The 14,427-nt window shown below is 56.4% G+C and carries 14 protein-coding genes; 10 read left to right on the top strand and 4 right to left on the bottom strand.

The features are described from left to right. Positions 1-80 precede the first annotated feature (80 nt). The 7 genes from CU041_RS00115 to CU041_RS00145 all read left to right on the top strand — a co-directional run bounded on the left by CU041_RS00115 (position 81) and on the right by CU041_RS00145 (position 6,638). Positions 81-1,130, top strand: a complete 1,050-nt coding sequence (locus CU041_RS00115; protein ID WP_101245253.1) for a MaoC family dehydratase — start codon at positions 81-83, stop codon at positions 1,128-1,130. Between the two features lie 449 nt (positions 1,131-1,579). Then, positions 1,580-1,960: a succinate dehydrogenase, cytochrome b556 subunit gene (gene sdhC, locus CU041_RS00120; RefSeq protein ID WP_101245254.1), complete on the top strand. Its 381-nt coding sequence runs from the start codon at positions 1,580-1,582 to the stop codon at positions 1,958-1,960. Between the two features lie 27 nt (positions 1,961-1,987). Further along, a complete protein-coding gene (gene sdhD / locus CU041_RS00125; RefSeq protein WP_101245255.1) occupies positions 1,988-2,371 on the top strand; it encodes a succinate dehydrogenase, hydrophobic membrane anchor protein in 384 nt (127 codons plus the stop codon). 4 nt (positions 2,372-2,375) lie between these two features. Then, positions 2,376-4,172, top strand: a complete 1,797-nt coding sequence (gene sdhA, locus CU041_RS00130) for a succinate dehydrogenase flavoprotein subunit (RefSeq protein WP_101245256.1) — start codon at positions 2,376-2,378, stop codon at positions 4,170-4,172. A gap of 25 nt (positions 4,173-4,197) precedes the next feature. Continuing rightward, positions 4,198-4,980, top strand: coding sequence for a succinate dehydrogenase iron-sulfur subunit (locus tag CU041_RS00135; protein ID WP_101245257.1), 783 nt, complete (start codon positions 4,198-4,200; stop codon positions 4,978-4,980). A gap of 162 nt (positions 4,981-5,142) precedes the next feature. Then, positions 5,143-5,949 (top strand): tetratricopeptide repeat protein, encoded by an 807-nt coding sequence (locus CU041_RS00140; RefSeq protein ID WP_228194685.1) that lies wholly within the window; start codon positions 5,143-5,145, stop codon positions 5,947-5,949. Beyond that, the gene (locus tag CU041_RS00145; protein ID WP_101245258.1) at positions 5,946-6,638 is read left to right on the top strand and encodes an HAD family hydrolase; all 693 of its coding nucleotides are present in this window, start codon (positions 5,946-5,948) and stop codon (positions 6,636-6,638) included. The genes CU041_RS00140 and CU041_RS00145 overlap by 4 nt, the downstream gene beginning before the upstream one ends. On the opposite strand, the gene CU041_RS00150 is transcribed toward CU041_RS00145, so the two are convergent. The 4 genes from CU041_RS00150 to puuE all read right to left on the bottom strand — a co-directional run bounded on the left by CU041_RS00150 (position 6,635) and on the right by puuE (position 9,723). Beyond that, complete coding sequence (locus CU041_RS00150) at positions 6,635-7,141, bottom strand: ureidoglycolate lyase (protein ID WP_101245259.1); 507 nt, start codon at positions 7,139-7,141, stop codon at positions 6,635-6,637. The genes CU041_RS00145 and CU041_RS00150 overlap by 4 nt on opposite strands. A 30-nt stretch (positions 7,142-7,171) precedes the next feature. Next, a complete protein-coding gene (gene alc / locus CU041_RS00155) occupies positions 7,172-8,191 on the bottom strand; it encodes an allantoicase (protein ID WP_101245260.1) in 1,020 nt (339 codons plus the stop codon). A 65-nt stretch (positions 8,192-8,256) separates the two neighbouring features. Continuing rightward, positions 8,257-8,784, bottom strand: a complete 528-nt coding sequence (gene uraD / locus CU041_RS00160) for a 2-oxo-4-hydroxy-4-carboxy-5-ureidoimidazoline decarboxylase (RefSeq protein WP_101245261.1) — start codon at positions 8,782-8,784, stop codon at positions 8,257-8,259. A 24-nt stretch (positions 8,785-8,808) separates the two neighbouring features. Next, positions 8,809-9,723, bottom strand: a complete 915-nt coding sequence (gene puuE / locus CU041_RS00165) for an allantoinase PuuE (protein ID WP_101245262.1) — start codon at positions 9,721-9,723, stop codon at positions 8,809-8,811. 456 nt (positions 9,724-10,179) lie between these two features. Between puuE and uraH the strand changes: the two genes are divergently transcribed. Genes uraH through xdhB form a run of 3 tightly spaced genes read left to right on the top strand, consistent with a single transcriptional unit; the run spans position 10,180 to position 14,424 of the window. Then, on the top strand, positions 10,180-10,533 hold the full coding sequence (gene uraH / locus CU041_RS00170) for a hydroxyisourate hydrolase (protein ID WP_101245263.1): 354 nt from the start codon (positions 10,180-10,182) through the stop codon (positions 10,531-10,533). A gap of 8 nt (positions 10,534-10,541) precedes the next feature. Beyond that, positions 10,542-12,035: a xanthine dehydrogenase small subunit gene (xdhA, locus tag CU041_RS00175; protein WP_101245849.1), complete on the top strand. Its 1,494-nt coding sequence runs from the start codon at positions 10,542-10,544 to the stop codon at positions 12,033-12,035. Further along, positions 12,028-14,424 carry a xanthine dehydrogenase molybdopterin binding subunit gene (xdhB, locus tag CU041_RS00180; protein WP_101245264.1) on the top strand — a complete coding sequence of 799 codons (2,397 nt, stop codon included), beginning with the start codon at positions 12,028-12,030 and terminating at the stop codon, positions 14,422-14,424. Before xdhA ends, xdhB begins: the two co-directional genes overlap by 8 nt. The last annotated feature ends 3 nt before the right edge of the window (positions 14,425-14,427 follow it).

The following is a 14,427-nucleotide window of genomic DNA, read 5'->3' on the forward strand; positions in this document are numbered from 1 at the left end:
CCCAAAACAGGCATGAAAAGGCCGTCCGGGATCATTGCGGAACGTATTTGCAGGAACTTTGCCATTCAGGGAGGCTAGAAATGTCAAAGACCAATCCGGGTAATTATTTTGAGGATTTCCAGATCGGACAGGAAATCCGCCACGCCACACCGCGCACGATTACCTGTGGTGATGTCGCCCTTTATACCGGGCTTTACGGGCCGCGCTTTGCGGTTCAGTCATCGGACGAATTTGCCCGTTCTATCGGGTTCCAGTCGGCCCCGGTCGATGATCTTTTGGCCTTTCACATGGTGTTTGGCAAAACCGTACCGGATGTGTCGCTTAATGCGGTGGCCAATCTTGGCTATGCGGGCGGGGTGTTCGGGGTGCCGGTTTATCCGGGGGATACGGTCAGTTCGGTCTCAACCGTGATCGGCTTGAAGGAAAATTCAAACGGCAAGACCGGTGTGGTTTATGTCAATTCCGTCGGACGCAATCAGCGCGGCGAGATGGTTCTCGATTACAATCGCTGGGTCATGGTGCGCAAGCGCGATGAAAATGCCCCGGCCCCTGCAACCGTTTTGCCCGAATTGCCCGGGATGGTCGCACCCGAGGCGTTTCAGATCCCTGTCGGTCTTGCGATGACATCCTATGAAACGCAGCTGGCCGGATCGCCACATCGCTGGGATGACTATTATGTCGGCGAGAAGATCGATCATGTTAATGGCATGACGCTTGAAGAATCCGAACATCAGATTGCGACGCGACTCTATCAAAACACTGCCAAGGTCCATTTCGATCAGGTGGCGGCCAATGAAGGCCGGTTTGGCAAACGCCTGATTTATGGCGGACATATCATTTCACTGGCGCGCGCACTTTCATTCAACGGGCTTGGCAATGCATTCCGGATTGCCGCGATCAATGCCGGGGCCCATGCCAACCCGGCCTTTGCCGGGGATACGGTATTTGCCTGGTCCGAGGTGCTTGGAAAATTCGAGCTGCCGGGCAGGCGGGATCTGGGGGCGTTGCGTCTGCGTCTTGTTGCGGTGCGCAACCGTCAGGCCAGTGATTTCCCGCTGCGTAGCGAGGATGGCAAATATCATCCCGATGTGTTGCTTGATTTCGATTACACGGTGCTGATGCCGCGGTGATCCTTGTGCGGGCCCCTGTTCCGACTGTGTGTTGGTCCGGGGCTGTGGTCGGCTTTCCTTAACCGTTCTTTTGTGATGTCGGGGGTAATTTGACGCGGTCTGGCGTTCTGATCTTGATCAGGCGTTATCGCATCCACATGTGTTTGCAATAAATTCGGCCTGAACCAGGGGCAGTTTCCTTGCGTAAGAAGGTCTAATTGTGCAATTGCTAAATCCACGTTACGTCGTATGCGCGTCAAATGGATGACCCTGTGTTGTTCATTGAACCCTTCCCGCGGGGGTGTTTACGGCGTCTGAGAGGTCAACCTACGTAGTTAAACGGAGGCAGTTGAGGCGTTTTTGTCCTGAATTCTTTGGATTTAGAAGGGGTTCAGATTGACTCAAACCCGCTGCATGGGTAAATAAACCCTGCTTTCCCGCCAGCTACTTTGAGAAGAGGCAATTCCGCTATGAGCAAAGCCAATCGGCCGCTGTCTCCGCACTTGCAGGTGTACCGGCTTCCGATGACGGCAAAGATGTCCATCTCCTTCCGCGCGATGGGTGTCGGCCTTGCCATTGGTTTCGTATTTTTGGCGTCCTGGCTGATTGGTGCCGGCGCTGGTCGTGACGCCTTTAACGGCTATCACGCATTTTTCACCTCGTGGTTTGGTCTGCTGCTGCTGTTCGGTTGGACGGCGGCGTTTTATTACCACGCTTGCAACGGTATCCGTCACCTGATCTGGGATACCGGTCGCGGCCTGACGAATGAGGGTGCTGCCAAAGGCAACCCGATCGTCCTTGGCGCGGCAGTTGTGCTGACCATTATCACCTGGATCATCGGTCTGGCCTAAGGCCGGGCAAGAGGGGACAAACTTGTCATGAAGATGCAATCCGATCTAGGCCGTGTCCGCGGTCTCGGTTCTGCCAAAAGTGGCTCTTCGCACTGGTGGACCCAGCGCGTTACGGCTGCTGCGAACCTTCCGCTCGGCATCTGGTTCATTCTTTCGATTCTTGCAGGGCACACGGCCGATTACGATGCCGTTCACGCCTGGTTGAGCTCGTACTTCCACTCGACCATGATGATCCTTCTGATCATCAGCGTTGCTGTGCATTTCACGCACGGCCTGCAGGTCGTGATCGAAGATTATGTGCATAACCGTAAAGCAGAAGTGATTTCGCTGATGCTGATCAAAGCTGTTGCGGCGTTCCTGTCGGTTGCAGCCATCGTATCAGTCCTGCGTATCGTTTTTGCCGGAGCCTGAGCCAATGACTGAATCATATAAAATTATCGACCATAACTACGACGTCGTTGTTATGGGTGCGGGCGGCGCTGGTCTTCGCGCGACGCTGGGCACGGTTGAAGCCGGCCTGAAAACCGCATGTATCACCAAGGTCTTCCCGACCCGTTCGCACACCGTTGCTGCCCAGGGCGGTATCGGTGCATCGCTTGGCAACATGTCCGAGGATCACTGGCAGTGGCATATGTATGACACCGTCAAGGGTTCCGACTGGCTTGGTGACCAGGACGCGATCGAATATATGTGCCGTAACGCCGTTCCGGCGGTTCATGAACTTGAACATTACGGCATGCCGTTCTCGCGGACCGAAGATGGCAAAATCTATCAGCGTCCGTTCGGTGGTCACACCCGCGACCACGGCAAGGCGCCGGTTGAACGTGCCTGTGCTGCGGCTGACCGTACCGGTCACGCCATGCTGCATACCCTTTATCAGCAGTGCCTGAAGCACAAAGCCGAATTCTTTGTCGAATATATCGCCCTTGATCTGATCATGGATGACGATGGTTCGTGCAAAGGTCTGGTTGCCTGGGATCTTGATACCGGTGAACTGCACCGTTTCAACGCCAAGATGGTCATTCTGGCATCTGGCGGTTATGGCCGTGCATTCTTCAGCTGCACCTCGGCCCATACCTGTACCGGTGACGGTCATGGCATGGTGGCCCGTGCGGGTCTTGGTCTTCAGGACATGGAATTCGTTCAGTTCCACCCGACCGGCATTTACGGTTCGGGCTGCCTGATCACCGAAGGTGCCCGTGGCGAAGGTGGTTACCTGACCAACTCCGAAGGCGAACGTTTCATGGAACGTTATGCGCCGACCGTTAAGGACCTTGCATCGCGTGACGTTGTGTCGCGCGGCATGGCACAGGAAATCCGTGATGGTCGCGGTGTTGGCGAACATGGCGAATATATCCACCTGCATCTTGAACATCTTGGTTCGGAAGTACTGTGGGAACGTCTGCCGGGTATTACCGAAACCGCAAAAATCTTTGCCGGTGTTGATGCGACCAAGGAGCCGATCCCGGTTCTTCCGACGGTCCATTACAACATGGGCGGTATTCCGACCAACTATAAGGGCGAAGTTCTGCGTCCGACCGCTGATGATCCGAACGCAATCGTTCCGGGACTGATGGCGGCGGGTGAAGCAGCTTGCGTGTCGGTCCACGGTGCAAACCGTCTGGGTACGAACTCGCTGCTCGACCTTGTTGTGTTTGGCCGTGCATGTGGTCTTCATGCCGCCGAAGTGGTCGACAGCAAAGCATCGTTCAAGGAACTCAAAACCAACGATGGCGACGAAGCGATTGCACGTTTCGACCGTCTGCGCTGGGCAAAGGGTTCGCGTCCGACTGCGGATATCCGTCTGGAAATGCAGCGCGTCATGCAGGGCAACTGCGGCGTGTTCCGGACCTCGGAAATCCTCAAGGAAGGCGTTGGCAAATTGGCTGAAACCGCAAAGACGCTTCCCGACGTCGGCGTTTCGGATCGCTCCCTCATCTGGAACTCGGACCTGGTCGAAACTCTCGAGCTTGAGAACCTCATGACCTGTGCCGCAGCAACCATGAATTCGGCAGAAGCGCGTCATGAATCGCGTGGTGCACATGCCCACGAAGATTATCCGAAGCGTGATGACGAAGTCTGGATGAAGCACACGATCGCCAAGGTCGACACCGAGAAGGGCTATGGCGTTGATCTGACCTATCGTCCGGTCAATACCTTCACCCTGACCGACGAAGTGTCGTATATCGAGCCGAAAGAGCGCGTCTATTAAGGCGCGGCAAGAGAGGATTTGAGAGATGGTAGAATTCAATCTTCCCGCCAATTCGGTCGTGAAAGAGGGCAAGTCGTTCTCTGCTCCGGCTGACGCGAAGAATGTCCGTTCGTTCAAGATCTATCGTTATGATCCCGATAGCGGCGATAACCCGCGTACGGATACCTACGATATCGATCTCGACAAATGTGGTCCGATGGTTCTGGACGCGCTGATCAAGATCAAGAACGAGATCGACGCGACCCTGACTTTCCGCCGTTCATGCCGCGAAGGCATTTGCGGTTCGTGCGCGATGAATATCGATGGCCGTAACACGCTTGCGTGCTTGAAGCCGATCGAAGACATCAAGGGCGAAGTCAAAATCTATCCGCTGCCGCATATGCCGGTGGTCAAGGATCTGGTGCCTGATCTGTCGCAGCCTTATGCACAGCTTGCTTCGATCGAGCCGTGGCTTAAAGCTGACAGCCCGACCCCGCCGGATGGCGAACGTCTTCAGTCGCGTGAAGAACGTGCGAAGCTCGATGGTCTTTGGGAATGCATTCTGTGCTTCTCCTGCTCGACCGCGTGCCCGTCCTACTGGTGGAACTCCGACCGTTACCTCGGCCCGGCTGTTCTGCTTCAGGCATATCGCTGGTTGGCAGACTCGCGTGACGAATATACCGGTGAACGTCTCGATGCACTCGAAGATCCGTTCCGCCTGTATCGTTGCCACACGATCATGAACTGCACCAACACCTGCCCGAAAGGCCTGAACCCGGCGCTTGCGATCACCGAAATCAAAAAGATGATCGCAGAACGCCGCGCCTAAGCCGCAGGCTGTGTTGCCCTGATATTGGCGTTTTACGCCAGCATGTTAAAGCCGCCGGAGATCACGGATCCCGGCGGCTTTTTCGTCTGTGATCAGGATGTTAACCCTGCAATTACGCAATTGGGTTATGATGCTTCCGGCTCTTTTGCTCGAACATGGGGAATGACCGTCTTGTTTATGCGCCGCCAGTTTGAATTTGCACCTTTGCGTTCCGTTATCGGGCTTGGAATGGTTTTGGCCGTTGCGGCCTGCGGGGATACCAGTCCGAACTGGGAGCCGCAGGATATGTTTGCTGCCCCCACCGAGGCCAAGCTTGATGACCGTTACCGGGCGATGATCGATTTCAAGGCGATGGCGCGCGACGAGACGGGCAAGGAATATGCCGCCGGTCCGAAGGCCACCGTCATGGGCGCCGTCGAAGAGGCCGTTGCCATGTGCAGCCAGGCCAATGCACAAGGCTGCAAGGCGGTGCGGGTCGGGCTGACATGGGTCGATGGTCTTGACCAGGCTGCCATTGAAAGTGTGATCAAATCCTATGGCGATACCATGACGGCCGAGGCCTATCAGGCGGCTGGTCAGGGCAATATGGGGGCCGCGAACTGGCTTGCCTATCACTATGCGGTGCGCGGCGAAAACCTTGATGAGGCGGAAAGACTTTCGAAACAGGCGCTTGCGGTGGCGCCCGATGACCCCGGGGCACTTGATACCTATGGGCTGATCCTGTACCGCCAGGGGCGCTATGCCGAGGCCGAGGAAGTTTTCATTCGGGTCAACAAGGCGATGCCGACCGCAGAACATATCGCCCATTTTGCCGACAATGCCCTGGCGATGGGGAAAACCGATATGGCGCGCGCGGCCTATCAGCGTGCATTGCAGGCCGGGGCGGGCCCGGTTCTGTCGCAAACCATCCAGAAGCGCCTTCTGGCGCTTGATCTTAATAGCGGTGGCAATATCCAGCCGGCGCAATGACCCGGCATATCATCTTTGATTGCGACGGTGTCCTGATTGACAGCGAGATTCTGTCTTTTGCGGTCGATGAAAGGATGCTGCCCGAATATAGCATTACCCTGGGGGCCGCAGAACTTGCACGCACATTCGGTGGTGTTGCCTATCGCGAGATGGTGGCCGAGCTGAATGCGCGATTTGGCACCGATATTGACCCGGCTGCCTATCAGCAACAGTGCGAGGCCGAGCTGGCGCGCCTGTTTGCAACCGATCTGCGGGCCATTGCCGGGATGGCTGAGCTTCTTGGGGGCCTGACCGTACCTTTTGCGCTGGCTTCGGGGAGTGACTTGGCGCGCCTTGATCAGTGTCTTTCGATAACCGGACTGTCAGAATTCTTTGAAGGACGCATTTTTTCAGCCCAACAAGTGACACGGGGCAAGCCTGCGCCGGATGTTTTCCTGCTTGCTGCGAAAACATGCGGATGGGAGCCGGAAAGCTGCCTTGTGATCGAAGACAGCCCGTCCGGAGTGATCGCAGCCGGTGCGGCGGGGATGCGGTGTGTCGGATTTCTTGGTGGGGCACATCGCAATGCCGGGGACGAAGGTATTTTGCGCGATGCCGGGGCGGAATATGTTGCAGGAAGCAGCGCGGATTTGCACCGCTACCTGCGTGAGTTGGGTCTGATCAGCCGGAATGGCGATGGTAGGGGTTAAGCCCAGTCCAGTGTGATGACCTCGCCATCGACCAGGGGCAGGTCAACTTCATTAAGGTTGTTGCCCGGACCGGAGCGATCCACGATCAGAAAATCGCTGTCTTCTTCAAGTACCAGAAGCGGGTGATGCCAGACATTCTTGGCATAGGTCACCCCCTGTGTTCCGTCCGAAAGGAAGGCGCGCAGGTTTTCCGGGGCCGGATCATCCGTACCTGATGCCACGACGATCAGGAATTTCTGCCCCGACAGCGGCATGAAGGCCTGTGAACCCAGCGGATGACGTTCCATCATCGTGATTTCAATCGGTTTTGGCCGCGGTGTGCCGCGAAAGATGCTGATGATCGGGGCCCCGCCTTCGTCGGCGACATCAACGCGCGAGATGTCGTGAAACCGGGTGGTGGTGCCCTGATTGATCTTGTAGCTGTCGCGCGCGGTGGCAATCGAAATGACTTCGCCAAACGGGGCGAACGCGTCTTGGGTCAGGTGTTCGACCGGAAGCTTCATACCTGCACAATCCTTTTGGTTGGTGGCGGTTTATCTGGTGGCCGGTTTGCCAAGGATGCGCAGACGGCTGATGCCGCCATCCGGGATCGAATTAACCCGCAAATGGGTGACCGGTCCATTGACGGTCAGGGCCGATGCGTCGAATTCGTGGATGTGATCAGCCTGCATTTTGCTTTCGGGCAGGACGGTTGACCAGAACATCGAACGCGCACGCAGCGACTTGTCCTTTTCACCGTCCACATAGGCCCCCTGGATCGAGACGCGGTCCGGGTAGTTGCCCTTGAAGTGGCAGGTATCAACGATGATTTTTTCGATCTCGCCGGGGTGGCCAAGTTCGACGATCAGCCATTCATTACCCGGTTCGCGGCGACGACGGGTTTCCCAGCCATCCCCCATATTGACCCCGCGGCCCGGTGCCAGAATGGCGTTCGGGTTGCCGTAATGGGCATCGGACCAGCCAACAACCACGCCGCCATTGATCATGGCGGCAAGATCGACCTGTTCACCCTTGGCCGCCATTTCCGTCCAGTCACGGTTCGGACGACCATAGACACGCAGGCGGGCAACACCGCCGTCAGGGTAAATATGCAGGCGAACGTGGGTATAAATGGCGTCCGATGTCACGTCGGCAAAGTGATGGGCACTGGCACCAAGGCCCATGGGGGCAACGATTTCATCCCATTTGGCATCATCGGCCGGATCGCCATTCGGGCAATAGCAGCCTTCAAGCGAAGCGGCTGGCGGGAAGTTGCCGGTAAAGTGGCTGGTGTCGATATCAACACCGTAAATCCGCCCCGACGTCGCCAGGCGGACGACGCAGTAATCATGGCCTTCGACCCGTTTGCGGCGGCTTTCCCAGCCATCCATCCATTTGCCATGATCGTCATAGCGATCCGGATAGAACACGGCGTCACCGGTTTGCAGCATCCGCTGTTTGTCGGCAAAGAAATCATCTGTCGCAAAAATGGCCTCTGCGCCAAGACGTTCATCGGCAAGGTTGACAAACTTCCGGGTAAATTCCGGTGCGTCGTGATTTTCCTGATGGCTCATGGTCGTAAAATCCTGAAATGGTCGTTTATTGTTCGGTGATCAATCCGGCTTGTCGGAAGTCCGGTTTACAGCGCTTCCAGCCGCAATTTCGCAATGCGATGGACCTGATTGATCGCCTCGTTAAATTCGGTTTCGACGTCGTTTTTCACCCGCCGTTCAAAGGCGGCAAGAATATCGGTGCGATGGAACCCCTTGACCGCAAAGATAAACGGAAAACCGAACTTCTGTTTGTAAAGGTCATTGAGTTCGGTAAAGCGGGCCAGTTCATCGGCGCTGCATTGATCAAGACCCGCCCCCATCTGTTCGTTCTGGGACGAGGTCGTCAGATCGGCAAGGGCCAGTTTCCCGGCAAGGTCGGGATGGGCGCGCAAAAGTGCCAGCTTGTCGGCATCAACCGCCCCGTTGACAATGGCCGCCATCGCATCGGCCAAGGCCGCCGGCGTGTTATGGGCATCGGTGATGCCGCGATCATAAAGTTGTTCGGCGATCCAGGGCGAATGTTCGTAAACCCCGCCATAAAGCGAGACAAAGGCGCTTTTGGCCAATGTGCTGGGCGGGCGGGTTTCAAACAGGGATTTGGTGGTTTCTGTCATGATATTGGTGTTCCTGCGTCGGTCTCAGCCAGCGAACGGATGATGTTCGCGCCAGTGGCGGGCGATATCGATCCGGCGGGCAAACCAGACGTCATCGTGGCTTTGGACATAATCGACGAAACGTTTCAGCGCGGCAAAGCGGCCCGGACGCCCGACCAGTCGGCAATGCAGACCAAGTGACAGCATGCGCGGGGTATGTGCGCCTTCCTCGTAAAGGGTGTCGAAGCTGTCCTTGAGATACTGGAAATACTGTTCGCCGGAATTGAAACCCTGAAGGGCGGCAAAGCGCATGTCGTTGGCATCAAGGGTATAAGGCACGATCAGATGCGGCTTTTCCGTCTGGGTGCTCCAGAACGGAAGTTCGTCACTATAGTCATCAGCGTCATAGAGGAAGCCGCCTTCCTCATTGACCAGGCGGCGGGTATTGGGGCTGGTGCGGCCGGTGTACCAGCCAAGCGGACGTTCGCCGGTGACGTCCTTGATGATATCAATCGCCTTGTGAAGATGTTCGCGTTCGATATCTTCGGGCACATACTGATAGTCAATCCAGCGATAGCCGTGCGAGCAAATCTCGTGTCCATCCTTCATCGCGACTTCGCCAACTTTTGGATGGCGGGCAAGGGCCATGGCGACGGCAAAGATGGTGATCGGGATCTGGCGTTCGCGAAACAGGTTCAGGATGCGCCACACACCAACGCGCGAGCCGTATTCGTAAATCGACTCCATGCTCATATGACGCACACCTTCGCGCATGTCGGCACCGACGATTTCAGACAGGAACGCCTCGGACGCGCGGTCGCCATGCAGGATGCAGTTTTCACCGCCTTCTTCGTAATTCAGGACAAACTGAACAGCCACGCGTGCGCCATTGGGCCAATTGGCCTTGGGCGGGTTTTCGCCATATCCGATCAAGTCGCGCGCATATGTCTGGTCGTTCATCTGGGCCTTCTCCTGAATTCTAATCGGTCCTGTGCCTAACGCCCGGCTTTGTTGTGGGGACCGTTTGGTGTAGCATCTTTGTGGTTACAATTAACCATAGGTCGCGGTGCAGCAAGGGATAAACCCGTGCCTGCCGGACCTGATAAGTGCCGCACTATCAAGACGGTTTTGATAATGTTCCTGGACGGAAGGTAAGTCGGGCCACGTTTTACACGGTCTTCCAAGGCTTTTTGCCACGGTTGCATGTTATAGTGCCTTAAACTGATACATTCGTTTTTCAAAGAATTATTGATATAGTTTCACTTTATCCCCTCTTTCCCGAGGGCAGGCGGAATGCGACCCTTTTGAAGCGCTATAAAGTTCGACACAAAACCAAAGGGCCCGCCCCAAAAAGAATGTCGAACACGGGAGAAGCGACCGACCACAAAAGTAAGAATAAGAGAGAGGAGGCCCGGCATGGGACGACTGACTACCCATGTACTGGATACGGCAAAAGGCTGCCCGGCTGCTGGAATCCGCATTGAGCTGCACCGCTATGGCAATGGTCATGATGATCTGGTTGCCGAGGCCGTGACCAATGCCGATGGCCGCACCGATGCGCCGATGCTTGAAGGTGCCTCTTTCAAACCCGGTGAATATCAGCTGGTCTTCCATGCCGGGGCGTATTTTGATGCGTGCGGGGAAAATCTTCCCGATCCCAAATTCCTTGATCAGGTTGTCATCCGGTTCGGTATTTCTGACGGGCAGGCGCATTATCATGTGCCGCTGTTGCTGTCGCCGTTCGGCTATTCCACCTATCGCGGAAGCTGAGGTTGATCATGGCGCACGCGACCGGTTCTTTCCGTTCTGATATCCGTTTTCTTTTGGGCAATGAAGAACGCAGCCTGTGTGATGTTGATCCGCAGATGACGGTTCTTGAATATCTGCGTCTGTCCGAACGCAAATCCGGCACCAAGGAAGGCTGTGCCGAAGGCGATTGCGGTGCCTGCACCGTCGTTCTGGGGGAGCCGGATGGCAAGGGCGGCATGGCGTATCGCACGGTCAATGCCTGTATCCAGTTTGTGCCGACCCTTGATGGCAAGCAGCTTTTGACGGTCGAGCATCTTAAATCAAGCGACGGCACCCTTCATCCCGTACAGCAGGCGATGGTCGATACCCATGGATCGCAATGCGGGTTCTGCACGCCGGGCTTTGTCATGAGCCTTTATCAGCTGTGGCTTGATGGTGGCGAAGATGACCGCGGTGCGATCAATGATGCGCTGGCGGGGAACCTTTGCCGGTGCACAGGCTATGGCCCGATCATCGAGGCCGCCCGCAAGGCTGGCGGGGTTGCTGCCAACGACGCGGCAGAGCAAAAGCGTCGTTCGGATATTGCGGCCCGTCTGAGTGCGATGGTTGATGGTGCGGGTACGCTTGCGCTTGAACATCCCGCAGGGCGCTATTACGCGCCGCAAACATCTGATGAACTTGCCGCACTTCTGGTCCAGCATCCCGATGCCACGGTTCTGGCCGGCGGGACGGATGTCGGACTTTGGGTGACCAAGATGCTCAAACGTCTGGACCCGATTATTTATATTGGCGATGTCGCAGACCTGAAATCGGTCAGTGAAACCGAAGATGCCCTGATTATCGGGGCTGGTGTGACCTATAGCCGCGCCCATGATGCGCTTGGCCGGGTTGCTGCTGATGTCGGGGAGTTGGTACGCCGGATCGGTTCGCGGCAAATTCGCAATGCCGGAACCGTGGGGGGCAATATTGCCAATGGATCGCCAATTGGTGACACACCACCGGCCCTGATTGCGCTGGGGGCCAAGATTGTTTTGCGCATGGGTGATGTAAGACGCGAAGTCGCCCTTGAAGATTTCTTTGTTACCTATGGCAAACAGGACCGTCATCCGGGCGAGTTTGTGCAAAGCGTGATCGTGCCCAAACCGGCCAAAGGTGTGGTGTTCAAGGCCTACAAGATTTCCAAACGGTTTGATCAGGACATTACCGCGGTGCTTGGCGCCTTTGCGATCAAGGTCGTTGACGGCAAGGTCGCGGAATTCCGTGCGGCGTTTGGGGGCATGGCCGGCACCCCGATGCGGGCAGCCAAATGCGAAGCGGCCATGATCGGCAAGGACTGGAATGAAGCCAGCCTGAATGCGGCCCAACTGGAGCTGGCCAAGGATTTCGCACCGATGACCGATATGCGGGCATCAAAGGAATACCGCGTGCTGGTGGCCCAGAACCTTTTGACCAAGCTGTTTATCGAAACCAACGCACCCGAAATTGCCACCCGCCTTGTCGGCAAGGAGGCAGCCCATGTCTGATCAGATCAGCCAAACCGAAACCGATGAAGTGATCGCCCCGACTGCCGGTCTTTCGGGCGGGGTGCGGTCCAGTTCCAAACATGATAGCGGCCCGAAACATGTGGCGGGCGAAGCGGTCTATATCGATGACATTATCGAACCTTATGGCACGCTTCATCTGGCCCCCGGCGCGGCAAACATCGCGCATGGCAAGATCAGGAAGATGGATCTGTCCAAGGTCCGGTCCGCCCCCGGTGTGGTTTGCGTTCTGACCGCGGATGATGTGCCCGGTATGAATGACGTGTCACCCGCCCACACCCATGATGATCCGGTTTTGCCCGATGGTATCGTGCAGTTCTATGGGCAGCCGGTATTTTGCGTCGCGGCCGAAACCCGCGCACAGGCCCGCGCGGCCGCCAAGCTTGCTGAAATCGAATATGAAGAACTGCCCGCGGTTCTGTCGATTGAAGATGCACTGGAAAAGCAGCAATTCGTCGCCCCGCCACATGTGATGAAACAGGGCGATGCCAAATCGGCCTTGGCCAAGGCCAAAAATCGTCGTGCCGGGCGAATGGAAATTGGCGGGCAGGATCACTTTTACCTCGAAGGTCAGATCACCTTTGCCATCCCGCAGGAGGATGGTGATGTTCTTTTGCATTGTTCGACCCAGCATCCATCCGAGGTCCAGCATAATATCGCCAATGTCCTTGGCCGTCCGGCAAATGCGGTGACGGTCGAGGTCCGCCGTATGGGCGGCGGTTTTGGCGGCAAGGAAACGCAGGCATCACAATGGGCGGCACTGGCGGCCATTGTGGCGGTGAAAACCGGACGTCCGGCCAAATTCCGTCTGGACCGTGATGATGACATGGTCATGACCGGCAAGCGTCATGACTTTATCGTTGATTACGATGTCGGCTTTGATGATGACGGGCGGATTTGCGGCCTTGATCTTCAATACGCGGCCAATTGCGGGTTTTCCGCCGATTTATCTGCCGCAATTGCCGACCGCGCGATGTTCCATACCGACAATGCCTATTACCTTGGCGATGTCGAAATCAGATCATATCGCTGCAAAACCAACCTTGTGTCCAATACCGCATTCCGCGGGTTTGGCGGGCCGCAGGGGATGGTGGCAATCGAGCGCATCATTGATGAAATCGCCATGACCATCGGGCGCGATCCGATGGATGTGCGCATTGCCAACTATTACGGCACCAAGGATCGCAATACGACGCCATATCATATGGTGGTCGAAGACAATGTTCTGCCGGAACTGACCGACGATATCCTGAAAGCCAGTGACTATCGCAAGCGCCGCGCCGAGATCGAAGCATTCAATGCCGAAAGCCCGGTTCTAAAAAAGGGCCTGTCCCTGACGCCGGTGAAGTTCGGCATTTCCTTTACCACCACCTTCCTTAACCAGGCGGGTGCGCTGATCCATATTTATCAGGATGGATCAGTGCATCTGAACCATGGTGGCACGGAAATGGGGCAGGGGCTTTTCATCAAGGTGGCCCAGGTCGTTGCCGAAGAATTCCAGATCGATCTGGATCAGATCAAGATCACTGCAACCAATACCGGCAAGGTTCCCAATACATCGGCCACCGCGGCATCAAGCGGGGCGGATATGAACGGCATGGCTGCGCGTGATGCGGCGATGACGATCAAGAACCGCCTGATTGCCTTTGCGGCGGAAAAATACGGTGTTGCGGAAAGTGCCGTGCGCTTTGTACCGGGCAAGATCATTGTCGGGGATGTGGCGGAGCTTGCCTTTGCCGATCTGATCAAGCAGGCCTATCTGGCGCGTGTGTCACTGTCGGCGACCGGCTATTACGCGACGCCGAAAATCCATTATGACCGCGAAACCGCGTCGGGTCGGCCGTTCTATTACTTTGCCTATGGCATGGCCTGTTCCGAAGTTCTGATTGATACCCTGACCGGTGAATACAAGGTGACGCGGGTCGATATCATCCATGATGTCGGGCGGTCGCTTAATCCGGCGATTGACCGTGGTCAGATCGAAGGCGGTTTCATTCAGGGCATGGGATGGCTGACTTCCGAAGAATTGTGGTGGGATGACAAGGGCAACCTGCGGACTCACGCGCCATCGACCTATAAAATCCCGGCCTGTTCGGATCGTCCGGAAGATTTCCGGATGGAATTGTGGTCGTCCGGTCGAAACGTGGAAAAAACCATTCATCGGTCCAAGGCCGTGGGCGAGCCGCCCTTGATGTTGGCAATTTCGGTGCACCGTGCGATTGCCGATGCGGTGGCATCGGTTGCCGATCACAAGGTGGTGCCAAACCTTGATACCCCGGCAACGCCCGAGGCGGTTCTTTATGCGGTGGCCGATGTTGCCAAACGCATGATCGAACAGGCCGGGCAGCCGGTTTCGGCCGCAGGGGAATGAAAC

Origin of the sequence: Thalassospira povalilytica, assembly GCF_002844235.1 — a bacterium.
GTDB classification, from domain to species: Bacteria; Pseudomonadota; Alphaproteobacteria; order Rhodospirillales; family Thalassospiraceae; genus Thalassospira; species Thalassospira povalilytica.